At 34.7% G+C, this 23,732-nt stretch carries 22 protein-coding genes and 1 pseudogene; 5 read left to right on the top strand and 18 right to left on the bottom strand.

Translation table 11 applies throughout. The features are described from left to right. Window positions 1–627: 627 nt before the first annotated feature. On the bottom strand, window positions 628–957 hold the full coding sequence (locus tag H602_RS18250) for a response regulator (protein ID WP_026977204.1): 330 nt from the start codon (window positions 955–957) through the stop codon (window positions 628–630). Window positions 958–1,390: 433 nt separating this feature from the next. Between H602_RS18250 and H602_RS0106020 the strand changes: the two genes are divergently transcribed. Beyond that, the gene (locus H602_RS0106020; protein ID WP_245574926.1) at window positions 1,391–2,173 is read left to right on the top strand and encodes a YgaP-like transmembrane domain; all 783 of its coding nucleotides are present in this window, start codon (window positions 1,391–1,393) and stop codon (window positions 2,171–2,173) included. 85 nt (window positions 2,174–2,258) lie between these two features. Then, window positions 2,259–2,507, top strand: coding sequence for a hypothetical protein (locus H602_RS0106015; protein WP_157504935.1), 249 nt, complete (start codon window positions 2,259–2,261; stop codon window positions 2,505–2,507). An 85-nt stretch (window positions 2,508–2,592) separates the two neighbouring features. On the opposite strand, the gene H602_RS20185 is transcribed toward H602_RS0106015, so the two are convergent. The 3 genes from H602_RS20185 to H602_RS0106005 form a co-directional block, all read right to left on the bottom strand. Then, window positions 2,593–2,886, bottom strand: a complete 294-nt coding sequence (locus H602_RS20185) for a PA2169 family four-helix-bundle protein (protein ID WP_281170771.1) — start codon at window positions 2,884–2,886, stop codon at window positions 2,593–2,595. Between the two features lie 15 nt (window positions 2,887–2,901). Then, window positions 2,902–3,045, bottom strand: coding sequence for a ferritin family protein (locus tag H602_RS20180; protein WP_211224035.1), 144 nt, complete (start codon window positions 3,043–3,045; stop codon window positions 2,902–2,904). A gap of 163 nt (window positions 3,046–3,208) precedes the next feature. Then, the gene (locus tag H602_RS0106005) at window positions 3,209–4,378 is read right to left on the bottom strand and encodes a zinc-dependent alcohol dehydrogenase (RefSeq protein ID WP_026977201.1); all 1,170 of its coding nucleotides are present in this window, start codon (window positions 4,376–4,378) and stop codon (window positions 3,209–3,211) included. A gap of 291 nt (window positions 4,379–4,669) precedes the next feature. Between H602_RS0106005 and cphA the strand changes: the two genes are divergently transcribed. From cphA to ligD, 3 genes are all read left to right on the top strand, one after another. Further along, window positions 4,670–7,267, top strand: a complete 2,598-nt coding sequence (cphA, locus tag H602_RS0106000) for a cyanophycin synthetase (protein WP_026977200.1) — start codon at window positions 4,670–4,672, stop codon at window positions 7,265–7,267. 129 nt (window positions 7,268–7,396) lie between these two features. Next, entirely contained in the window at window positions 7,397–9,205 is a 1,809-nt protein-coding gene (locus tag H602_RS0105995; protein ID WP_245574925.1) for an FAD/NAD(P)-binding protein, read from the top strand. Between the two features lie 282 nt (window positions 9,206–9,487). Next, complete coding sequence (ligD, locus tag H602_RS0105990) at window positions 9,488–12,013, top strand: DNA ligase D (protein ID WP_245574924.1); 2,526 nt, start codon at window positions 9,488–9,490, stop codon at window positions 12,011–12,013. Here ligD and ku read toward each other — a convergent pair. The 14 genes and pseudogenes from ku to H602_RS0105915 all read right to left on the bottom strand — a co-directional run bounded on the left by ku (window position 12,010) and on the right by H602_RS0105915 (window position 23,729). Continuing rightward, the gene (ku, locus tag H602_RS0105985; protein ID WP_026977197.1) at window positions 12,010–12,786 is read right to left on the bottom strand and encodes a non-homologous end joining protein Ku; all 777 of its coding nucleotides are present in this window, start codon (window positions 12,784–12,786) and stop codon (window positions 12,010–12,012) included. The two genes, ligD and ku, sit on opposite strands and share 4 nt — an antisense overlap. Window positions 12,787–12,903: 117 nt before the next feature. Next, window positions 12,904–13,314 carry a CinA family protein gene (locus tag H602_RS0105980; protein ID WP_026977196.1) on the bottom strand — a complete coding sequence of 137 codons (411 nt, stop codon included), beginning with the start codon at window positions 13,312–13,314 and terminating at the stop codon, window positions 12,904–12,906. Window positions 13,315–13,317: 3 nt separating this feature from the next. Further along, entirely contained in the window at window positions 13,318–13,485 is a 168-nt protein-coding gene (locus H602_RS20080) for a hypothetical protein (RefSeq protein ID WP_169516022.1), read from the bottom strand. 664 nt (window positions 13,486–14,149) lie between these two features. Continuing rightward, window positions 14,150–14,659 (bottom strand): GLPGLI family protein, encoded by a 510-nt coding sequence (locus tag H602_RS0105965; protein ID WP_026977195.1) that lies wholly within the window; start codon window positions 14,657–14,659, stop codon window positions 14,150–14,152. 24 nt (window positions 14,660–14,683) lie between these two features. Next, window positions 14,684–14,860 (bottom strand): hypothetical protein, encoded by a 177-nt coding sequence (locus H602_RS19835; RefSeq protein WP_157504932.1) that lies wholly within the window; start codon window positions 14,858–14,860, stop codon window positions 14,684–14,686. Between the two features lie 145 nt (window positions 14,861–15,005). After that, window positions 15,006–15,557: a GRAM domain-containing protein gene (locus tag H602_RS20175; protein WP_211224033.1), complete on the bottom strand. Its 552-nt coding sequence runs from the start codon at window positions 15,555–15,557 to the stop codon at window positions 15,006–15,008. 76 nt (window positions 15,558–15,633) lie between these two features. After that, a complete protein-coding gene (gene queG, locus H602_RS0105950) occupies window positions 15,634–16,563 on the bottom strand; it encodes a tRNA epoxyqueuosine(34) reductase QueG (RefSeq protein ID WP_026977194.1) in 930 nt (309 codons plus the stop codon). 56 nt (window positions 16,564–16,619) lie between these two features. Continuing rightward, window positions 16,620–16,952: pseudogene (locus H602_RS18235) on the bottom strand (four helix bundle protein); the annotation flags it as partial. Window positions 16,953–17,193: 241 nt separating this feature from the next. Then, a complete protein-coding gene (gene ruvB, locus H602_RS0105940) occupies window positions 17,194–18,216 on the bottom strand; it encodes a Holliday junction branch migration DNA helicase RuvB (protein ID WP_026977193.1) in 1,023 nt (340 codons plus the stop codon). Window positions 18,217–18,269: 53 nt separating this feature from the next. Beyond that, a complete protein-coding gene (locus H602_RS0105935) occupies window positions 18,270–18,548 on the bottom strand; it encodes a GNAT family N-acetyltransferase (RefSeq protein ID WP_026977192.1) in 279 nt (92 codons plus the stop codon). A gap of 78 nt (window positions 18,549–18,626) precedes the next feature. Beyond that, window positions 18,627–20,417, bottom strand: coding sequence for a cytochrome c oxidase subunit I (locus tag H602_RS0105930; RefSeq protein ID WP_026977191.1), 1,791 nt, complete (start codon window positions 20,415–20,417; stop codon window positions 18,627–18,629). A gap of 45 nt (window positions 20,418–20,462) precedes the next feature. Beyond that, window positions 20,463–21,617: a cytochrome c oxidase subunit II gene (locus H602_RS0105925; protein ID WP_026977190.1), complete on the bottom strand. Its 1,155-nt coding sequence runs from the start codon at window positions 21,615–21,617 to the stop codon at window positions 20,463–20,465. 18 nt (window positions 21,618–21,635) lie between these two features. Further along, the gene (locus H602_RS0105920; protein WP_026977189.1) at window positions 21,636–23,159 is read right to left on the bottom strand and encodes a hypothetical protein; all 1,524 of its coding nucleotides are present in this window, start codon (window positions 23,157–23,159) and stop codon (window positions 21,636–21,638) included. Between the two features lie 24 nt (window positions 23,160–23,183). Further along, window positions 23,184–23,729 (bottom strand): c-type cytochrome, encoded by a 546-nt coding sequence (locus H602_RS0105915; protein WP_026977188.1) that lies wholly within the window; start codon window positions 23,727–23,729, stop codon window positions 23,184–23,186. Window positions 23,730–23,732 lie beyond the last annotated feature (3 nt).

Raw genomic sequence — 23,732 nt, 5'->3', positions numbered from 1 at the left:
GCATCTTGTCCAATTAATTGAGCGATTGCCCAATCAATATAAGGAGCTGAGCTATCTTGTGCATTCTTACTTTCTGCCTTAAAGTCTCTTAATAAAGTTTTGGGAGGATTGGTATCACCCGCAAAACTACATCCCACAAAAGCTACCATTGCGATAGCACTAAAAATAAATTTTTTTATTTTTGTTTTATTTTTTAAATGTATAAAATTTGTGTGTTTAATGCATTAAAGCACCGTGGAATTGTAGCATTATAATTACATATCCAAATTTCATTAGTTACATTTACCAAAATGTATAGTTTATCTTTACATAGCCTCTTTTTTATGCCTCTCTAAGAATAGAACCATCCTCACTAATTGCTAAAGCGGTTTTTATTATAGAAATCTGTTTGTGAATGGCTCCTTCACTAAGGTTAATTTCGGCACTTATTTCCTTAATTTTATATCCTTGTGAAATACAATTTAAAATCGTTCAATTATACTCATTAGCAAACACTTTATTTTCCATATTTTGTGATACTCTTTTTGAATGCCTTCGCTTATTTAAATTTTATTTTCAGAAAGATCCATTAATATTTGTGGGAAATGACTAGCATTGATATCACTTTTAAAAATAAAGGCATCTGGCTTAATATTTTTGTACTACATCAAATACGGTAATACCGTTCATCGCTCCCGTCATTAATAGCACTTTAAATTCAGACATTACGCTCTTGAGGTGCAAAGCTAAATCTCCTCCAGAATATATTTCTTGTTCAGGACAGGGAGGCATACCATAATCAAGAAGTGCCAAATCAAAAACTTTATTTTTTGACAATGTATCATGAATCCTCTGAAAGGTTTCTTCACAAGAAAAACTTTCTGAAAATGTAAGGAATTCATTATTGACAATTTGTTTAAGGATTGTCTGTAAACCCGTAACGGTCGAAGAATGATCATCGGCAATTAAAATATTCAATTAGGGCATTTATCTTTAAGCTATAAATATAACAACATCTAAAGAAACTTTTGTGAGAAATTTCTACATTTTAACAAACGGTAGGGCTGAACTATACTAGTTATTAAAGCTAAATGGTTTTGTCAAATCGTTTTAATTTTAAAATAGATATTGTTTTTCGCTTCAAGAATTAATCCTAGCAATCTATCATAAGCAAGAGGAGTTTAAGCGAAGAAAAATTTTAAATATATCAGATAATGAATAAAATAATTTGCGGATTTCTTCTTATCGATCTTGAATGGGCATTTAAGTCATTTGGCAACAACTAAAATATTTTATTTTTATTATTGAAATATTACAATATTAATTCCCCATACTATAATGACTGTAAATTAATTAGATGATAAATTTGAAAGTACCTATAAAAGTGAATTAACATCAAAATGCTAAAGTTATGAATACTTCAAATGACACAAATCAAAAAATTAAAAAAGACAAAAACTTAAGCGGAACCGACCCCAATCGATATGACAGTAGCCATACCGTTAAAGAGGCTCAAATGCTTAGCGAAGTGAATCCATCAAATTCGTGTACTACTATTTTTGGACGAGAAGCCAACGTAAGTAAATTAGAACGAATGTTAATGGTTGTCGCTGGAGGATATTTATTATACAATGGTCTTTCCGGAAAAAAGAAAAATATAGCTCAAAGTATTGCAGGAACTACAATGTTGGCAAGAGGATTTAGTGGATATTGTCCCATTTATGACGCTGCTGAGAGAATTCAACACCATAAGATTAAAAATATTAATATTCGTACCTCCGTTCATGTCAACAAATCTATTAATGAAGTCTATAATTTTTGGAGAGAATTAGAAAATCTGCCTAAATTCATGAGCCATTTAGAATCAGTAGTGCAAAAAACGCCCTCCATTTCGAACTGGATTGCCAAAGGTCCTGCAGGAATAGGAACCATTCAATGGAATGCTGAAATCATAAACGAAGAAACAAACAAGGTAATAAGTTGGCGTTCATTATCAGAATCCACTATTAACAATGCTGGAAAAGTACTATTTGCAGAAAATGCAAATGGCGGAAGCGATCTTGATATAAACATTTCGTATCATGCTCCATTAGGTGTGGTAGGCGAAGCTACCGCTAAATTTCTGAATCCTTTATTCGAAAAAATGGTTAAAAATGACATCGAAAATTTAAAAACATTTTTAGAAAAACCTTAAGAAACCTCATTCCAAATGAGCCAAATTTTTATAAACTTATAGCGTCTCCTAGTTAATAAAGTTTTCGCTATTTTAAATTAATAAAATGATGAGCAACACAGAAAATAAAAAAGACCGAGAAGATAATCCACGTGACTTGAATTACAAAGATGTAAATTTCGAACCGAGTGCCAAAAAAATCAAAGCACAAGAAAAAATTGATATTAAAGAAAGTGAACTCGGTAGAGAATTGGGACAGCAACCCGCTGATGAACATATTGATAATCGAGTAACTCAAATAGATGATGAAACCACAAAAATGCAGCAACACCAGAAAGAAAAAGAAGACAATTGACAATTAATTTTTTTACTTCTTAAAAAATATAAAAGTCTCCAATTACGGAGACTTTTTACATTTATTGTGGTAAAAGATTATATAACTAATCTTTTGCCGCAGCTCGAAATGCACGCACTTTATCGTGATCAGCTCTCAAAGCCGCCTGTTGTTTTTGAAGAAGCGTAATATGATTTGGACCTAATTTTTCACGATTTTCTAAAACAGATTCAAAGGTTTCCAGTGCTTTATCTTCACCAAATTCACAAGAATCTAAAATAGTAGCTCTATTGTTTCCTGTGAATGCCGCTTTAACGTCCATCCAAACTCTAAAAAAATTTCCAGTAGTACGTGTCCCTTCTTCCATGTCTCCGCCAAGACTTTTTACTTCTAATCGAATTTCCGCTAAGTTCGTCTAACTCATTGCCCTTAAATCTCCAAAAAGACGTAATAAATCAGTGTCTTTCGTTACACCAGCTGCTGTTTCATAGCCTTCTACTCGGTCGTTGTTAATTTCAATTAGCTCATTTAGAGCCGAGATGGTTTTACTGTTTTCCATAACTTATTTTTTTTATTAAGCAAAGAGCAGCATTAATAAATGACCACAATAGAGTGAAATCCTTATGAGACGCGTAAAAAAAATTAAATTTCTAAATTACTTAAAAGCTTCAATGAAATATTCATTGAAGCTTTTTGATATGTACGAAGTGTTCAAGCACTTTCTAAGTCCACGGATCTAAAACCACTTTCACACAACCGTCCGTACGTTTACTAAAAACATCATAAGCCTGCTTGATCTCTGACAGCGGTAAACGGTGCGTGATGATATCATCTAATTTTACTTTTCCATCAACTACGTATTGGAGCAATTTATCTATATGTTTATGCACCGGAGCTTGACCGCCCCGCAATCGCAAACCCTTGTCGAAAAACTGACCAATAGGAAAATTATCATATAAATATGGATATACGCCTAAAACAGAAACAATTCCACCTCTTCGAACAGCACTCATACAAGCTTCCAAGACTTTTACAGAACCTTTTTCAAAATGAAGTACCGCTTTAGCTTTATCAATAATACTTCGGTCGGGTTCAAATCCAACAGCGTCGATACACGCATCTGCACCGCGTCCTTGTGTCAAATCACGAATTTGCTGCACTACGTCTTTTACATTACCCTCCCATAAAATGGTAGCGCTGCCCGTCGTTTGTTTTGCACTTTCTAAACGATATTTCACGGTATCGATAATAATTACCAACGCAGCTCCTCGCAAATAGGCGCTTTTAGCCGCCATTACACCTACAGGTCCGGCACCAAAAATGGCAACCGTTTCACCTCCTTTTATTTCAGCCCAATCAACTCCCGTGTAGCCAGTAGGAAATATGTCTGTTAGAAATAAAACTTGTTCGTCAGTCAAATTATCAGGTACAACACGTGGTCCCACGTTAGCATACGGAACGCGAACATACTCTGCTTGACCGCCATCATAACCGCCATATAAGTCGGTGTAACCAAACATTGCCCCACCTTTCTCAGTCAAAACACCCCCTTCAGGTCCATAATGTTCGGGATTACTATTTTCACAGTGTCCTGGCAAATCGTGATTACAAAAGAAGCAACCACCACAAGCAATAGGAAAAGGAACTATAACACGATCTCCTTTTTTCAAATGCGTAACGCCCCGTCCTACGTCTTCCACTATTCCCATAAATTCATGGCCCAGTACCATCGGTCTAGGCTGAGGAATTCCTCCAGAATAGATATGCAAGTCAGAACCACAAATAGCGGTTGAGGTGACCTTTAAAATAATATCGTCTGCTTCTTTCAAAATGGGATCGTCAACGGTTTCATAAGTAACTAAACCAGGTCCCTGAATAACTGCTGCTTTCATAATTGCGATTTTAAATTTAAGTTTTATAAAATTCTAATAATAATCACAAAATAATTTACACTATTCATTAAATATTTTTTGACATTACAATTTAGTCGTCTGAAATATAAATAGATTAGAATTAGACTTTAATTGCCAATTTAATCTTTAACCCTGTATTTTGAGTTATCTGTAATCTTCTTCAGTTATTCAAAATTATAACAAAAACGCTAAATATTATAACTGAATTTACATACTAGTCTTAGAAATTTGTTAGAGAATGCCAAGCTAATTCTGAAAAAATAAATATGTATGAAAATTCTTAAAACTCAAGTGTTGCGAGGTCCCAATATATGGAGCAATTACAGAAAGAAATTAATCCAGATAAAACTTGATCTTGAAGAAATGGAATCCTTTCCAACTGATTTGATTCCTGGTTTTAAGGATAGGATAATGGTAGCTTTACCTACTCTGATTGAGCATGAATGTTCAGAAAATTGTAGGGGCGGATTTTTCATTAGATTAGAAAGAGGCACTTGGTTAGGACATGTAATGGAACATGTAGCCCTTGAAATTCAGAGTTTAGCCGGAATGGAAACAGGTTACGGAAGAACGAGGGAAACTGCTGTAAAGGGAGTTTATAATATGGTTTTTAGTTACCAAATTGAACAAGCAGGTTTATACGCTGCAAAAGCAGCATTTCGAATTGTAAAAGCACTCGCAGAAAACGAAGAATATCAAATTTCAAATGATATTGAAGAACTTGTTAAATTGCGAAAAAGATATGATTTAGGACCAAGTACAAAAAGTATTGTCGAAGAAGCAGCGCGTCGCGGAATTCCATGGAGAAGATTGGGTAAAGGTTCAAAGATTCAATTGGGTTATGGCAAAAATCAAAAGCAGTTGCGTGCTACGATGACTTGCAATACCTCAGCAGTTGCAGTGGATATTGCCGGTGACAAAGACGACGCCAAAAGACTGCTTTCAGAGGCAGGTATTCCTGTTGCTAAGGGAGATTGTTGTAGAACAATCGAGCGGATGATTGCAATAATAAATAAAGTGGGTTTCCCTATTGTAATAAAACCTTTAAATGGAAACCATGGAAGAGGTGTCAGTGTAAATATTCAAGACCATGAAACTGCAGAACTAGCATTTATTCATGCGCAAGAATACAGTTCATATGTCATCGTGGAAAAATTCATCACGGGAAATGATTACCGCATGCTTGTGATTGATGGCAAATTTGTAGCAGCTGCTATTCGCACTCCCGCTAATATCACGGGCGACGGAGAAGCTAGCGTAAGAGAACTTATAGAGAAAGTAAATAAAGATTCCAACAGAGGCAATGGACACGAAACCGTCCTCACTAAAATTGCATTTGACATGGATACTTTCGTTCACTTGGAACGACTCGGCTACACCTACGAAAGCATTCCCAAAATAAATGAGAAATTAATTCTTAAATCAACAGCAAATTTAAGCACTGGAGGTACAGCAGGAGATGTAACTGATGAAGTTCATCCAGATAATAGATTTATGGCTGAAAGAATTGCGACCCTAGTAGGTTTAGATATTTGTGGAATTGATATTATGGCACCAAGTATTTCTAACTCAATAACACAAAATAATGGAGTTGTACTAGAAGTTAATGCAGCACCTGGTTTTCGCATGCACCTTTCTCCTTCTTCAGGTAAATCACGTAATGTGGCTAAAGCAGTGGTTGATATGTTATATCCGCCAAATAGTTCAAGCACCATACCATTATTTGCAATCACGGGTACAAATGGTAAAACCACCACAACTAGACTCATCGCACATATAGCAAAATCTGCTGGTTACCTTCCAGGATATACAACTACCGACGGAATCTATATCGGTAATTATAAAGTTAAAACAGGAGATACAACAGGACCTTTAAGTGCTGCAATTATCCTGCAAGATCCATTAGTGGATTTCGCAATACTAGAAACTGCACGAGGGGGCTTACTACGTTCTGGATTATCTTTCGAGCAGTGCGATGTCGGAATCATCACAAACATACAAGAAGATCATTTAGGTATTAGCGACATCAATAACCTCGAAGACTTAGCAAATGTGAAAGCAGTTGTCGCACGTAGCGTAAAAAAAGAGGGGTGGGCAGTCTTAAATGCAGATGACAGTCATTGCATAAATATTGCAAAAGAAATCGAGTGCAATGTGGTTTATTTTTCGTTGAAAAGTGATAATCCAATTATCCAGATACATCTGAACAATGGTGGCTTGGCTGCTGTTGTAGAAGATGACGCTATTGTAATCAAAAATGGTATCCACACAATATTTATAGAAAATCTGAATGATATTCCCCTGACGCAAAATGGAACTGCACATTTTATGACAGCAAATGTACTTGCTGCCGCAGGAGCAACTTTTGCATTCGGTTTCACCAAATTGCAAATACAAGAAGGACTTAAAACATTTCTGCCTTCATACGAACAGACGCCTGGTCGAATGAATCTTTTTAAATGCAAAGATTTCAATGTTTTGGTTGATTATGCACACAATCCGCATGGAATGTTGGGACTGAAAAGTTATCTAACTACTATAGAAGCGAATCGCAAAATTGGAATAGTAGCAGGAGTGGGAGATCGCAGAGATGAAGATATTATTGAATTAGCAAAAATTGCAGCTTCAATGTTTGACCACATCGTAGTGAGGCAGGAAAGTGGACTTCGAGGTCGGAAACTGGATGAAATTAATAATTTGATGATTAAAGGAATGAAAGAGGGAAATACAAACATATCCTATGATTTGATAGCCGATGAAAAGGCCGCGATTGCTCATGCTTTGAAAATCGGAAGGCAGGGAGATTTTATAGTTGCTTTGAGTGAAATGTATGACGAAGTAATTAGCGAAATTAGAAAATATCAATAGTGATTTGAAGAAAAGAATTTCGTTCTGTTAAGATTACCCTCAAACATCCCAGAGCAAATTTTAATATGATAACAATCAAATAAATTTTAATAACCCAGAGCGACGATAAACATTTTAAAACACCACCCTATGATTAACTTAACAAATATTGCAATCATCGGAAGTGGTCCTACCGCACTCTACTTGATGAAATACATTTTGAGTCACGTGTCCATTTTAAAGCAGGAGATACAGACTATCACTATTTTTGAGAAAGAAAGTACATTAGGTATGGGAATGCCATATCGACCGAAAACTACTGATATTTATAATCTTGCAAATATATCTTCCGAAGAAATACCGTTGTTAACGATTACATTTGCAGATTGGTTAAGGCAACAAAATGTGGAGACGCTAGCAAAACTAAATATAGGAGATGCAAAAATCAACGATGCGGAAGTGTACAATCGTGTGGCACTTGGGAGTTATTTTGAACATCAGTTTCAGCAATTAATTCAGTCAATAGAATGCAGTGGAATTAAAGTAGTTCGAAATGCCGAAAGTGAAGTGGTAGACATCATTCGAAGAGATAATTCCGAGGTAAGCATTATTACTGCAAATGGAAATTCGTACAATTATACTACAACAATTATCGCAAATGGACATGAATGGAAAGAAAAAGATGTTCAAGAAGTCGGATATTACGCTTCGCCGTGGCCTATTCATAAACTTTTTCCTAAGAAAAACCAATCGTATAATTTTCTAATTGGAATTCTAGGATCTTCATTAAGTGCTTTTGATGTAGTGACTTCACTCTCGCACAGACACGGGTCTTTTAGTAAAGTCAATGGAGCATTAAAATATACTAAAAATGCAGAAAATCCTAAATTCCAAATCGTACTGCATTCTGCGGCAGGTTGGCTACCTCATTTGCAATATGAACAGCAGAAACCTATAAGAGAAATTTACCGCCACTTTAAAAAAATTCAATTGCTTGATTTGATTAATGAACAAGGTTTTTTACGAATTGAAAATTATTTTGATAAACTCTGCCGTCCTGCATTAATCAAAGCTTTTACAAAAGATAAATTAATTGAGATTGCAGAGATGTTGAAGGAACGTTCTTTCACATTTGCGAATCTCGTGGAAGTTATGGCTGAAAGACACATTTACACCAACTCTTTTGAAGGAATGCGCCTGGAAATGCATACAGCCAAAAACTCGGTATACAATAAAATTCCTATTTATTGGATGGAAACATTAGACGACCTGATGTACAGTTTAAATTACCATGCAGAATTATTACCAGCGGAAGACCACATCTTTTTTCATAAAGAGATTATGTCCTTTTTAATGAACGTGATTGCTGCACTACCTTTGCAGTCAGCCGAGATTTTGCTTGCATTGTATGATGCTCAAACAGTTTCTCTAAAGACAGGGAGAGTAACTAATATTCAACATGTAACTACTGAATCACAAACTGAGGTAGAAATTGAGAAAGAAAATGGAGAGGCGGAAACGATAAAATACCAATTGTTTGTCAATTGTGGTGGAGGTAAAAAATTAGAATTAGATAAATATCCTTTTAAATCGCTCGTAGCTCACGGCGATGTAGTTAACGCGACTGCTGTATTTGCAGATAATCAAATCGCAAATGAATCAAAAATAGAGCTAGTTACGTTAAACAAAGACAACCAACAAAGCTTAAAATTATCTGGTATAGCCATTAATGGAAGTTACAACACTATTAACGCTACTGGAGCAACAAATAATAATATTTACGACATTAATTTCACGCATACGGGTGGCTTAAGACCTTATTCCTACGGACTGCAAGCGTGTAGTGCTACAAGTTTAATAGTGGTAGAATCTTGGATAACAAATATTCAACAAGGTGGTGAAATAGGAAATAACATCGATGAGTTAACACAATTGTACGAGGAAAATGACGAGCTATAGATTACGATTTGAATGAAATAAAATAGTTTACATTACAAAATTAAAAAAATAATAGTTATCACATTGATTATGAAAGTTAACGCGAAATATTAAATGTTTAATGAAGATTATAAGTGCGCGAAAATAAAACCATGTTAGTTTTTTATACTTACTAATTCTTTAAGTTTAATTTATGAATCTTGGATTATATACTGTAAAAAGAAAATTGTTTGTAATTCTGAAATTTACAATTTCTAAAAACAAGGGTGTTTATTTTAAAATAGTATTTTTAGCAATGACCTTTTGCAAGCTTTATTTTCTAATAATTACAAAAAATATATGTCATTACAGAAATACAATGAGAAACGAAACTTTAATCAAACAACGGAACCGTCAGGAAAAGTAAAAGGCTCTAAAGACAAGGTGATTTTTGTAGTTCAAAAACACAAAGCCTCACATCTACATTACGATTTCAGACTTGAATTAAATGGTGTACTACTGAGTTGGGCAGTACCAAAGGGTCCATCTTTAAATCCAGATGACAAAAGGTTGGCAGTTTTAGTAGAAGAGCATCCGTATGATTACAAGGATTTTGAAGGCTCAATTCCTAAAGGAAATTATGGAGCAGGCACGGTAATAGTATGGGACAACGGCACATATTTACCATCGGGTATACAAAAAGACGATGCACAGTTAGTACTTACTAATCAATTTAATAAGGGACATTTAAGCATTATATTAAAGGGCAAAAAATTGAAAGGTGCATTTTCACTAGTAAGAATTAAAGGCAAAGAGAGTACGAACTGGCTTTTAATGAAAAAAGAAGATCAACATTCAACTACTAAAAATGTGTTATTACAAGATAAGTCCATTATTTCAAATAAAAGTATAGAACAACTTGAACAACTAAAAACCGATGCGGTGGAAACAATTAGTGAAGAAGTGGCATTTTCCCAACCAATGTTTGCAACTCCAACTGACAAAGCTTTCAATTCCGAAGAATGGATTTTCGAAAATAAATACGACGGCTATCGCATAATTGCAGTTGTAAATGATGGGAATACTGAATTGTACAGTCGTAATAATAACTCTTATAGCGATGATTTTAAATCGTTAATTTCAGAATTGAATACAATAGCACACAACACAGTTTTAGATGGCGAAGTTGTATTAGAAAATGAACAGGGAAGTCATTCTTTCGCAGACTTGCAAAATTATTCAAAAAACAGTAAGGGAATTTTAAAGTATTACATTTTTGATATTCTAAATCTGGACGGTAACGATACAACAACTTTACCGCTTCATAATAGAAAGGAACTCTTAGAAATGCTATTAAAAAAATATGCATTAAAAAATAGTATACTCGCCCCCTATTTAAAAGGAGAGGGAATTAAAAGGCTACAGCAAGCTATTGATGAGAAGAGTGAAGGAATTATTGCTAAGAAATTTGATAGTACTTATCAAACAGGTAAGCGAAGTAATGAATGGCTCAAAATTAAATTAGTGCAACAAGAGGAAGCTATTATAATAGGATTTACAGAACCCTCAGGTTCTCGTAATTATTTTGGAGCTTTACTTCTCGGGCAATATTTCGGCAAGGAATTAAAATATATTGGTAAATGTGGAACGGGTTTCACAGAAAAATTGTTAAAAGAGTTACATGCTAAAATGAACCCCATCATTACTAATTCATCTTCACTAATCAAAAAACCAACCCTGAAAGAAGATGTAATTTGGATAAAGCCCGACTTAGTTTGTCAAGTAAAATTTACGGAATGGACAAAGAAAAAGCATCTTCGTCATCCTGTTTTTTTAGGACTTCGAGCAGATAAATCTTCGAGTGAAATTGTGAATGATTCTGAAAAATCAAATTATAATGAAATTCACGCAACATTTGAAAAATCATATTTAAATACTGAAAACAAAGATAATTTAGAAGTCAAAATCGGAACAGCGAAGTTGCAATTAACGAATCAAAATAAAATTTATTTTCCAGAAAGTGGTATCACTAAAGGGGCAATGATTGAATATTATAATCAAATTTCGAACTTCATCCTGCCTTATATTGAAAACAGACCGCAATCATTAAATCGATATCCGAATGGTATTGATAAACCTGCATTTTATCAAAAAAATATCGATATAGAAAAAGTGCCCTCTTGGCTTCAAACTAAAAAAGTATATTCTGAATCAAATAATGATGAAATTAATTATTTGATTTGCAATGACAAACAAACCTTATTGTACTTAGCAAATTTGGGTTGCATCGAGCTTAATCCTTGGAGTTCTCAATTGTGCAGGCTGAATAATCCTGATTGGGCGATAATCGACATTGACCCAGCGAATGAAAATTTCAAAAATGTTGTTAAAACCGCATTGGTTGTCAAAGAAGTTTTGGATGAATTAGAAGCACCCTGCTACTGCAAGACATCCGGTGCAACAGGCATGCACGTTTACATACCACTGCATGCAAAATACAATTATGAAACGGTTAAGATTTTTGCTAATTTGATTGCATTAGAAGTGCAATCGAGAGTACCACAAATTACGACCCTTGAACGTAGTATCAAAAAGAGGGAAGGAAAAATATATATAGATCATTTGCAAAATAGACGAGGACAAACAATTGCAGCTCCATACTGTGTAAGACCTCAACCCAGTGCCACTGTATCAACTCCACTTGAATGGAGTGAAGTGACATTCGATTTGAAACCGACCCAGTTTACTATTAATAGCGTACTTTCACGCTTTGAAGAAAAAGGTGATTTGTGGAAAGGTGTGTTGACGGAAACGGCAGACATTGAAAAAATCATGAAAAAAATGATTTAAGAAGATTTCTTCTTTTTGTCTTCTAAACTTGCCTTAAGCATTGACATCAAATCATCTTTTTGTTTATGCACCACTTTCATCGGTGTAGCTTTAGTCTTCTTACCTTTGACTTTGGCTTTGATAATTTTTAAAAGTTTTGCACTATACTCATCTTTGTAAGAAGAAATATCAAATTTTTCTGTTAGCTGCTCAATCAATTTATTAGCCATTTCTACTTCCTTTGATTTTGTTGCACTGACTTTTGGCAATTTCATATCTTTAGTTGAACGGATTTCCTGTTCAAATCGAATACGATTCAAGACAATTACATCTTGATATGGTTTTAATATTGCTAATGCCTGCTTGTTGCGAAGTACAAAATTTGTAACTCCTACCTTACCCGTTTCTCTCATTGCATCTCGTAATAGCGAATACGCTTTTGCTGCTCCTTTCAAGGGTTCTAAATAATAGGGCTGTTCATAGTAGAGGCTGTCTATTTCATCTTCATTAGTAAAGCTTAAAATGTCAATAGTTTTAGTCTTTTCCGCATCTGCCGCTTCAAAATCTTCATCTTCGAGTACAACGTATTTTTCGTCCACTTTGTAGCCTTTTACAATGTTTGAGTACGAAACTTCTTTTCCAGTATTTTCGTTTACACGCTTAAACTTAATATTTGCAAGGTCAGATTTATCTAACATATCCAAATCTAAATTAGTTGTTTCAATAGCTGAAACAATTTTAATTGGAATATTTATTAATCCAAAACTTATTGCACCCGACCATATTGACCTCATAAGTATCTATTTAAATTATTGATTCAATTTCGCTATTATTAATAACTATATCACAAATGAGTTCCAATGCATCCTTTGCAATCTCGACCTGATTTCTAGTACTTTCAAATTCTTTGCTTAATTCAAAATTTGGAAAAATGATATGATGCAAATAATATGTTCATTATTATCTTTTGTAGTACTGCGATATTTTTTGAGATAATTAGTTAGGGAAACTTTGACACTTGCTTTTAAATTGTTATCTAATTTGTGAGCCATTATTCTAGCCACTTCTAAAGATTCCTTTACGTATTTCTGTATAACTTTTGCATCAATCCCAAAAAAAAAATCTTTCATATAGTCTTTACATGCTACAATATTTCCAATTAAAAAATTTTCGGATTCCTTCAAGGATGTAAAAAATTGATGAATACTACCATTAGTTGCACCTTCAGCAGAAGCGATATTGCAATTTTTCTCTTTAAGCACATTAATACAATGTTGTAGCTTATCTAGAGTACATTGTTTTATAGGGATTGAACTTTCCATAATTTAATGAATATTTTGGAATTGAGTATCCATGAATTTTCCAGTTGATACAGTACCAAATTCATCCGTCCATTGTGTAATACCATTTTCAATTAGTTCAGGTTCCAAATCCAAAACGGTCTTAACGGGTCCTCCAAATGTTTGCTGTACTTGTTGTCCTATTTGTATCATCTTATATATATTAAAGCGTTAATTGGCGGAAGATAAATTTACAATTACTTGGTAGATTAAATTTTATACTATTTAAAGAAGATGTTTTAAAATTTGAAATTAGAATCTTTATAAAATATTTCAAAAATTATACAAGTACCTTTAGTAGTTGAATATGTAATTTAGTAAAAATTAATTTTCGATTCACCTCCTTTTTAAAAATAGTGCAATCAGAAAGCATAAATTGAACCGCTGCTTGTATAAACGAAGATCACGGGTAGTCAGATTGTCGAAATAGCTGTAACGGCGTATGTCCTTTCCACCCGTTCGGGCATGCAAAAAAAGCCTACGTCTCCACTTTTCAAGGAGAATCAGTCATACGATAATAATACAACAGCGGTCAATTTTTTATTGATAATTTTTCATTTTCTATCTCGTTAACCCACTTTCTTTGGGATAAAGAGCACGTTGGGCACTACTAACATCTTCTTTTAAGCTTTGTTGGGTTCGATATTCATGGATAGGAGAATCAGAGTATCTAGGATCAGAAACAAACGGCGTCTTTGCCATTTTAGTAATTGTTACGGTTGAAAAATGGTAATCTACTTCAACGGTTCCTAATAGTAAATATAGTAGAGCATCAGAAACAGAATGTTATTTTTAAAAATTGAATTATTAAAACCCACTATCTCATTGGCGGCCCAGCTTCACCCAGCTTTTTTTCGAATTCTGCTAATGTCATGAATTTACCTTTGACAGGTTTTGTTATCTTAAGATCATATGTTGGATCTAAATCAATTTTTGTGGCGCCAAAGATTACATTCCGAACTTGTAAACTTAAAATCAATCCTGGCAAACCTCCGTATTCCATTGGCCCGTAAGAGAACGGCAAGGACGGACAATACCATGCAATAACTTGGTGTTTGAAGATGCGTTTGCCATTATCGACAGTATTAAAACTATTAGCACGATAACACAATAAGCCGTTGATGACTTGCGACTCAGTTGTTAATTCCCACTCTCTTTTACTTTCAATATTCACAATCACCAATCCCAATTGCTCATTGTCAGTTTGATTTAAAACTACATTCGAATCTTTTTCATTATAAAATATTCCGTAAGATCCAGAAAAAGCTTTGGCAAACGCAAGATTTTGACCTTCAGACGCCATGGTTTCGACTTCATAATAACGCATTGCCTCCTGATTAAAATCTAAGTTCTAACTCAAGTATTTTGCATTGTCAACCGCACTCATAAAATAACCTGCAAAAGCAGCGTCGCTCTTAAAACCTTCCTCGTCCTCAATTATCAAATTATAGGTAATTCTACCAGATTGTACTTGTGCAAACAAACAAGTTGTAAAAAATAGAAGTATATAAACGAAAAAGTTTTTCATAATTGATTTGGATTTGTACGGAATTACTGATTATTGGATAGGAAATATAATTGAAATTGAATTATTGTAGCATATCATTAAAGATGCGATTTTCTTATCTGCATAGGCAAAATTAGCAGGTACAATTTAAATGAATTTTATATACCTACGCTATTTTCTCACCTAATTTTTCCAGCCAATTTTCCCGATCGTTAACTACAAAGTCGAATTCTTTTCCGTCGTTGGTTTTAATTCGAATGCCGTTATCTACAATTCCAATCGTCTTTCTTGACACAATTTCTACGATACTAGAATAATCAATATCGGTTTGACCCGTTTGAATATTTAATTTATGTGATTTGAAAATGGCTTTTTTATTGGTCAAAAATAATTTTCCACCTACGCTTTCCACGCCACGAAATAAGTTGGCTGGACCTTCATACTCTATTGTCTCATTTTCTGACAGTTCAATTTCTATGGTTTTTCCTGCAGCATGTATCGATTTCTTGCCGTATTTTTTCATCAGCAGTGGAAATCCAAAGCCAATAAATAGTCCAAAAGCGACTCCTTGTATGGCTAAAGTAGTCGGGTTGTAAATGGGTTCGTCAAAATAATCATTAAGCAAATACAAACTACCTGCATAAAATGTTCCCGATAAAATTGAAGTGATTATTTTGATCTTGAACGAAACTTTTGGCATTTCTGATCCTATTTCCATACTTTGAATAATTTTATATTAAACTACAAATAAACTATTTATCCGTTAAAAATATAGAAAATAAGAATACACTTGACTAAGGAAGTTGAATAAATTTAATATTCCGCTCCAACCCTTGTAATTTAGTTCGTTTTACCGCTGAATTTTTAAATACTTTTGAGAATGTATCCGCTGTGATTTCGTGCCAATCTTTCTTTGAAAAAGACAATAAATCAGGATTGGGATGGAATAAGGGTTCTTTGTGCGCTTTTGAAAATCGGTTCCACGGACACACATCTTGGCACACGTCACAACCAAAAATCCAATCGTCCATCTTGCCTTTCATTTCCATCGGAAGAGCCTCTTTTAGCTCAATAGTAAAATAGGAAATGCATTTACTTCCGTCCACCACGTATGGTGCCACAATGGCTTCTGTGGGACATGAATCTATGCAAGCCGTGCAACTTCCGCAATGATCCGTTGTGGCATTGTCATATTCGAGTTCCAAATCAATAATCAGTTCTGCGATGAAGTAAAAGGAACCTATTTTTTGGGTAATTAGATTTGTGCTTTTGCCCATCCAACCCAAGCCGCTTTTTGCCGCCCATGCTTTATCTAAAACGGGTGCCGAATCTACAAAAGCACGACCGGAAACATCGCCAATCTCTGTTTGAATGCTGTATAAAAGTTCATTTAATTTTTCTTTAATGACAAAATGGTAATCTTGTCCGTACGCATATTTTGAGATTTTGTACGTGCCATCGGGTTGCGTTTCTTCGGGAAAATAATTAAGCAATAATGAAATCACACTTTTCGAATCGTCTACAAGTAATGTTGGATTTAGGCGTTTGTCAAAGTTATTTTCCAAATAGTGCATCTGGCCGTTGAAATTGTTCTTCAAATAGGCTTCTAATCGAGGCGCTTCATCTTCAAGAAATCCCGCTTTGGAAATACCACAAGATAAAAACCCGAGGCGCTTGGCTTCGGATTTAATGAATGAAGTTATTTTTGATTTATGAATTATGATATATGATTTAAGAGTTGTGTTGAGCAAAAAACCCTTTAAAAAACGAATTCAGCAGATTAAGATTTCGAATCATTTAGGCGAGTTTTAACTTTCTTTATTGTGGCAACAAATATTGCAGTTAATTCATTTCCTTCTTTCCAAATTAAATTTAAAGTGTCATAATCTGCCCATTTTTTCTCTTGAATAATTTCAATCCAAAATAACGTTTCATCAGCTTCTTCAATTACAATTGTCATTTTTGCGACAAATTCGCGATCGCTTTTAGCTCTGCAAACTGCCCTATAATTCGCTCCAACTGAAGTGCCGCTTTTTGCAATTTGATTCGCAATAACTCTACATGAAATAGTGTTCGGTAATACTTCCACTAAATCGATAATCATTAATGCAAACTTTTTAGTTCTAGCTTATAAGTCAATTGAATTCATAATGTCCTATTTTGATTAAAAAAAGATTAGCCTAACTACCAAACTATTTATTAATAGTGCGTCACTTCAGAAAGCAAGTACTTTTGTTTAAAAGAAATTATCACATAACACTAATAAAAATCTAAAATCGCTTCAGTCTAACAAAATTTAAAAAACGTATTGTTTCTAATTCATAAATCAAAAATCTTAAATCTAAAATCTTAAATTAAAATAACCCTCCTTGAATTCTACTATTAATTTTTCCTAAATGTGTATAAGCTTTTTCTGTTACTTCCCGACCACGAGGCGTTCGCATTATAAAACCTTCTTGAATTAAAAAAGGTTCATAGACTTCCTCAATGGTTTCACTGCTTTCGGATACGGCTGTTGCCAAAGTGGACAACCCGACTGGACCGCCTTTAAATTTATCGATAATGGTATGTAAAATCTTATTGTCCATTTCATCTAAACCAAATGCATCTACATTCAACGCTTTTAACGAGAATCGAGCAATTTCAATATCGATGGAACCGTTACCTTTAATTTGTGCAAAATCACGCACACGTCGAAGCAACGCATTTGCAATACGAGGAGTTCCGCGACTTCTGCCTGCAATTTCCAAAGCGGCTTCATATGATATTGGCACTTTAAGAATGGTTGCACTTCGTTCTACGATTGTTGTAAGTAATTCTTTGTTGTAATATTGCAATCGACTCTGGATTCCAAAACGCGCTCGCATTGGAGCTGTAAGTAAGCCAGAACGAGTTGTAGCTCCAACGAGTGTAAATGGATTAAGATTAATTTGAACCGTTCGTGCGTTTGGGCCTGACTCAATCATAATATCAATCTTAAAATCCTCCATGGCCGAATACAGATATTCTTCCACAATTGGACTTAAGCGATGGATTTCATCAATAAAAAGCACATCGCGTTCTTCAAGATTGGTTAGCAAACCTGCCAAATCACCTGGTTTATCCAAAACAGGACCCGAAGTAATTTTAATACCAACGCCTAACTCGTTGGCTAAAATGTTAGCCAATGTAGTTTTCCCTAAACCTGGAGGTCCATGGAAAAGAGCGTGATCTAAAGCTTCGTTCCGCATATTTGCAGCTTGAACAAAGACTTTAAGGTTGTCTAAAATTTGATCTTGACCTGCAAAATCATCAAACGAAAGTGGTCTGAGTTTGCGTTCTAAATCAAGTTCGTCAGGATTAAAACCGGAATTGGTAGGATCTAAATTTTCATTCATAAGACAAAGATAAACATTGGAATCAATAGAACTAAATTTAAATCAGTCCCAAATTATTTTTGTGCAATTAAGTCGCTCCACTCGTCGTGTTTGTCCATGTAATTTTTAACAAAGGAACAAGAAGGAATTACCAACAAGCCATTTTCTTTACAATAGTTTAAAGCTCCTTCAACTAACTTGCTTCCCACGCCTTTACCACCTAGTTCTTCTGGCACTTCAGTATGTACTAAATCTAAAATATTGGGCTCAATCTTATCAAATTCTATAAATGCAATTTTACCTTCTACTTCTAATTCAAAACGATTGTTTTCTGTGATGTTTACTGTACTCATAAGTTTTTATTTAAAGGTAAAAAAATTAAACAAAAAAAATCCTGCCGAAGCAGGATTTTAATATTTTTATAAGATAAGTTAGTGGTTGAGTACTTCTTCACCTTCCTTCATTGGAACGTTTTGCGGTACAAAATCAACATCCCAACCTGGTTTGCTGTAATCATATGGCCATCTGTACACTTCAGGAATAGCACCAGGCCAGTTTCCGTGAATGTGCTCTACTGGAGTAGTCCATTCTAATGTAGTTGCTTTCCATGGATTCTGAATTGCTTTCTCTCCGTAAAAAATACTGTAGAAAAAGTTGAATAAAAACACCAATGTAAATGCACCACCTATTAAAGCGAAGATGGTTATCAAAACATTTACGTTTTGTAAATCATCAAACAATGGGAAATTTGTATTGGTATAATATCTTCTTGGTAAACCCGCTAATCCAATAAAGTGCATTGGAAAGAACACTCCGTATGCAGAAACTGCAGTAACCCAGAAGTGGACATATCCAAGATTTTTATTCATCATTCTACCAAACATTTTTGGAAACCAATGGTAAATACCAGCAAACATTCCATAAAGTGCAGAGATACCCATTACAAGGTGAAAGTGAGCAATAACGAAATAGGTATCGTGAACGTTAATATCCAAAGTAGAATCTCCTAATATAATTCCAGTTAAACCACCAGAAATAAAGGTAGATACCATCCCGATAGAAAACAACATCGCAGGATTCAATTGCAAGTTACCTTTCCAAATAGTTGTAATCCAGTTGAACGCTTTTACCGCAGAAGGAATTGCAATTAATAATGTAGTAAATGTAAATACAGAACCTAAAAATGGATTCATACCTGAAACAAACATGTGGTGACCCCAAACGATTGTAGATAAAAATGCAATTGCAAGAGTAGAAACAATCATCGCACGGTATCCAAAAATAGGTTTACGTGAATTGGTTGCTAAAACTTCAGAAACAATTCCCATTGCTGGTAAGATAACGATATATACTTCAGGGTGTCCTAAGAACCAAAATAAGTGTTCAAACAAAACTGGTGAACCACCTTGGTAGTGCAATACTTCTCCTGCTATATAAATATCAGACAGGAAGAATGAAGTACCAAAACTTCTATCCATGATCAACAATAAAGCTGCTGATAAAAGAACGGGGAAGGAAACGATACCAATGATTGCAGTTACGAAAAATGTCCAAATTGTTAACGGAAGGCGTGTCATTGACATCCCTTTTGTACGTAAATTAATTACAGTTACTACGTAATTCAAAGATCCCATTAAAGAAGACGCGATGAAAATTGCCATAGCAATCAACCAAAGTGTCATACCCATTCCTGAACCTGGTATAGCTTGAGGTAATGCAGAAAGCGGTGGATAAATAGTCCATCCTGATGATGCAGGTCCAGATTCCACAAAAAGTGAACTGATCATGATTACTGACGATAAGAAAAATAACCAGTAGGAAATCATGTTCATAAATCCGGAAGCCATATCTCGCGCACCAATTTGAAGTGGGATTAGTAAATTACTAAACGTTCCACTTAAACCAGCAGTTAGCACAAAGAATACCATGATCGTTCCGTGAATAGTCACTAAAGCAAGGTAAGCGTCATTTTTTAATACTCCACCTGGAGCAAATTTTTCACCTAAGAAGAATTTAAAGATACCAAAAGCTTCTTCAGGCCATGCCAATTGCATTCTAAAAAGCATTGACATACCAACGCCGATAACTCCCATAATAATACCTGTAATAAGGTATTGTTTGGCAATCATTTTATGATCAATACTGAAGATGTACTTTGTTATGAAAGTATCTTTATGGTGGTGTTCTTCTTCGTGATCGTGAGTGTGTCCTTCTACTGACATATTTTATAATTTAATTTTTTATTAAATAAAGAGATTTAATACGTATTAATTGGCAAGTACAACGATAGGAGCTTCCACCATTGTGGAGTCTGCACTTACAGCCGGAATTACAGCTGGTTCAGCACTTGCTGCTGCTTCTTTCATTTGTTGACTCATCGTAGGCTTTTCTGCCAACCATGCTTTATATTCTTCAGGCGATACAACAGTAATTTTCATTTGCATGTTGTAATGCGATGCTCCACAAATTTTGTTACATAATAACAAGAAATCAAATTCATAAGGATCTAATGCCACTTGACCATTTGCAGCCAAAGCGATACTTTTCTTAGCTCTTAATTTATTGATATTTGCAACTTTATCCGTTATTTTTGGAATTGCTCTATATTCTTCAGTAGTTAAACTTGGAACAAATGCAAATTGAGTAACCATTCCCGGAACACAATTCATCTGTGCTCTAAAGTGAGGCATGTAAGCAGAGTGTAAAACATCTTGCGAACGCATTTTAAAAAGCACTTTTTTACCTTTAGGAAGGTACAATTCAGTAGCCATTTTGTCGTCTTGAGCGTTAGTGTCACCCATATCTACACCTAAGGTATTGATACCTTCAATGTAACGTACATTTGCTTTTCCAAGAACATTGTCTTCACCAGCATAGCGGGCTTCCCATCCAAATTGTTTCGCATACAATTCAATTACAATAACATCCTCTTCTTGCTCATTGACAAACATTATATTGGTCCAAGCGTACAAACCGTAAAGAATTAAACCAGCTAAAACTACAGCAGGAATCGTACTCCAAATCAGTTCTAATTTATTGTTGTCTGCAAAATACAATGCTTTTGCATCCTTAGTACCTCTATATTTAAATGCAAAATAGTGAAGTAACAATTGTGTAATGAACTGAACAATAAAAATAAGAACCCAAGTAATGTTCATCAAGAAATCAACATCAGTACCGTGCTCAGAAGCGGGATTATCTAATACTAATGGACCCCAAACAATTAAACCATAGATCATGAATATGTAGAAGAAAGCAATAAATGCAAACATCAAATATCCTTGAACTTTATTATCCTGATTGTTCGCAACTTGTGAATTATTGGCTGCTAAGCCCACTTGCGTCAAATCGAATATCTTAGTCAATTGCCAAATTGCAACAGCTAATAAAATTAAAACTATAATTACCAACAAACTCTGCATCTGTTTTTACTTTAAATATTAATAATGAAAATGCTTACTTTCCTCAATAAGTGGGTGACGTTTTGGCAAAAGAGGCGACTTCGTCATTGCAGTAAATACTACAAAGATAAATAAACCTATAAAGAAAATCAACGAACTAATTTCAGGTATACCAATAAACCATCTGTCTCCTACAGTTGCAGGCATAATCATCATGAAGAAATCTACGTAATGACCTAATAAAATAATGATTCCAGCCATTGCAATGATCCATGACAAACGTTTGAAATCTGTATTGATTAAGATTAGAACAGGAAAAACAAAGTTCATAACCACCATACCAAAGAACGGCAAGTTGTAATCTTCAATTCTTGTAATAAAATAAGTTACTTCTTCTGGGATGTTTGAATACCAAATTAACATAAACTGAGAGAACCATAAGTAGGTCCAGAAAACACTAATACCGAACATAAACTTCGCTAAATCGTGAATGTGACTTGTATTTACGTATTCTAAAAATCCTCTAGATTTCATGTAAAGCGTAACTAAAGCAATTACTGTAATTCCACTTACAAAGAAACTTGCAAATACATACCATCCAAATAATGTACTGTACCAGTGTGGATCCACAGACATAATCCAATCCCATGACATAATTGATTCAGTAACGATAAAGAATACTAAAAACATTGCTGAGATATTGAAATTTTTCTTGTAGTACAAATTGTCAGTAGCATCATCTTGCAACAAACAATTTTTACGGGAATAAATTTGGTACAAATTCCATCCGATTAAAAATATAGCCGCTCGAATCAACCAAGCAGGAACATTTAAGTAACCTACTTTATTTGCTACAATTGCATCGTAATTTTCATGACCTACAACATCTACTCCATCAACCATCCAAACAAATAGGTGATTAAAGTGCAAACCTGTTAAAACTAAAAGGATAAAAAACACTACAGAACCTACCGGCAAATAAGCTGTAATTCCTTGCATAACTCTAAAAAGAACTGGTGACCATCCTGCTTGTGCAACTTGCTGAATTGCATAGAAAGCTAAAACTCCCAATGAAATCAACATTAAAAATATACACGCAATGTATAATGCCGCCCAAGGTTTATTTTGCAATTGGTGCAATACATGTTCCAAATGTTTTTCATGATCTGCATGTGCGTCATGTGCTTCATGCTTGCTTCCTGCTGCTTCACTATGCGTTGTAGTTGTAACATCAGTTACCACTTGTGCATCATGGTGTCCATCTGCCATTGGTGTAATAGCAATAGTATCCACATGAACAGCATCGCTCATTGTAGCATCATTCTCTCTATGATGACCCGTCTCAGTCTGAGCTACAGCAGTAGTAGTGTGCGTTTCGTTTGTGGTAGTATGTGCTTCAGCACCATCATGACTTCCATGATGTTCTGCCGCTTCTTTATCTAAAATAGCTTCAACGTCTGCTATCGTTTTTGGTGCCATATAAAAACCGTAAGCCATACCTAAAATTCCTAATGCCATTAGGATAAAAGCGAACGTTTTTAATCTGCTTGAAAATGTGTACATATCTTTGATATCAATGTTATACAATTATAATTCGCTCTTTAATTTCATCACATATGCGGAAACCATCCAGCGCTCTTCTTGCGTAAGTTGGTTTGAGTAAGCTCCCATGGAGTTCAAACCGTAAGTTACCACATGATAAACACTACCTTCAGTAATTTCTCGATCCGCGTAACTTGGAATACCAAGAATTTTTTCTCGTTTTACCAAAGTACCTTGACCATTACCATTGTCACCATGACATATAGCGCAATAAATCACAAATAATTCAGCCGCTTTTTGCTCATCTATCTTAGAAGCATCTAAAGGCGATTTTGAATTGGCTTTTGCCAACGCATAACCTTCATTTGTATTTGCGTACTCATAAGGTGTAAAACCTCTTTTTACAGCACCAGCAGGAACTTCTTGAGCCTCTTTTCCATTTGCAAACGCGTCAGACTCTGCATAGGTTTCATAACCTACCGACTCGTACATGTTTGGAAAATATTGGTAATTAGGTGCACTCGAATCCGCACATGAAGTGAAGAACGTTGCGAAACCTAAAACAATTACTATTTTACTTAAGCTTTTCATATT

It is taken from the genome of Flavobacterium tegetincola DSM 22377 (assembly GCF_000425485.1).
Lineage (GTDB): Bacteria > Bacteroidota > Bacteroidia > Flavobacteriales > Flavobacteriaceae > Flavobacterium > Flavobacterium tegetincola.
The sequence above is the reverse complement of the archived record's forward strand: the minus strand, read 5'-3'. Positions and strand labels throughout refer to the sequence as shown.

Coding starts and splice junctions, on each gene's coding strand:
- H602_RS0106020 (WP_245574926.1), top strand. CDS start 1,391: ATGAATACTTCAAATGACACAAATCAAAAAATTAAAAAAGACAAAAAC.
- H602_RS0106015 (WP_157504935.1), top strand. CDS start 2,259: ATGATGAGCAACACAGAAAATAAAAAAGACCGAGAAGATAATCCACGT.
- H602_RS20180 (WP_211224035.1), bottom strand. CDS start 3,045: ATGGAAAACAGTAAAACCATCTCGGCTCTAAATGAGCTAATTGAAATT.
- H602_RS0106005 (WP_026977201.1), bottom strand. CDS start 4,378: ATGAAAGCAGCAGTTATTCAGGGACCTGGTTTAGTTACTTATGAAACC.
- cphA (WP_026977200.1), top strand. CDS start 4,670: ATGAAAATTCTTAAAACTCAAGTGTTGCGAGGTCCCAATATATGGAGC.
- H602_RS0105995 (WP_245574925.1), top strand. CDS start 7,397: ATGATTAACTTAACAAATATTGCAATCATCGGAAGTGGTCCTACCGCA.
- ku (WP_026977197.1), bottom strand. CDS start 12,786: ATGAGGTCAATATGGTCGGGTGCAATAAGTTTTGGATTAATAAATATT.
- H602_RS0105980 (WP_026977196.1), bottom strand. CDS start 13,314: ATGGAAAGTTCAATCCCTATAAAACAATGTACTCTAGATAAGCTACAA.
- H602_RS20080 (WP_169516022.1), bottom strand. CDS start 13,485: ATGATACAAATAGGACAACAAGTACAGCAAACATTTGGAGGACCCGTT.
- H602_RS0105965 (WP_026977195.1), bottom strand. CDS start 14,659: ATGCGTTATTATGAAGTCGAAACCATGGCGTCTGAAGGTCAAAATCTT.
- H602_RS19835 (WP_157504932.1), bottom strand. CDS start 14,860: ATGAAAAACTTTTTCGTTTATATACTTCTATTTTTTACAACTTGTTTG.
- H602_RS20175 (WP_211224033.1), bottom strand. CDS start 15,557: ATGGAAATAGGATCAGAAATGCCAAAAGTTTCGTTCAAGATCAAAATA.
- ruvB (WP_026977193.1), bottom strand. CDS start 18,216: ATGAATGAAAATTTAGATCCTACCAATTCCGGTTTTAATCCTGACGAA.
- H602_RS0105935 (WP_026977192.1), bottom strand. CDS start 18,548: ATGAGTACAGTAAACATCACAGAAAACAATCGTTTTGAATTAGAAGTA.
- H602_RS0105930 (WP_026977191.1), bottom strand. CDS start 20,417: ATGTCAGTAGAAGGACACACTCACGATCACGAAGAAGAACACCACCAT.
- H602_RS0105925 (WP_026977190.1), bottom strand. CDS start 21,617: ATGCAGAGTTTGTTGGTAATTATAGTTTTAATTTTATTAGCTGTTGCA.
- H602_RS0105920 (WP_026977189.1), bottom strand. CDS start 23,159: ATGTACACATTTTCAAGCAGATTAAAAACGTTCGCTTTTATCCTAATG.
- H602_RS0105915 (WP_026977188.1), bottom strand. CDS start 23,729: ATGAAAAGCTTAAGTAAAATAGTAATTGTTTTAGGTTTCGCAACGTTC.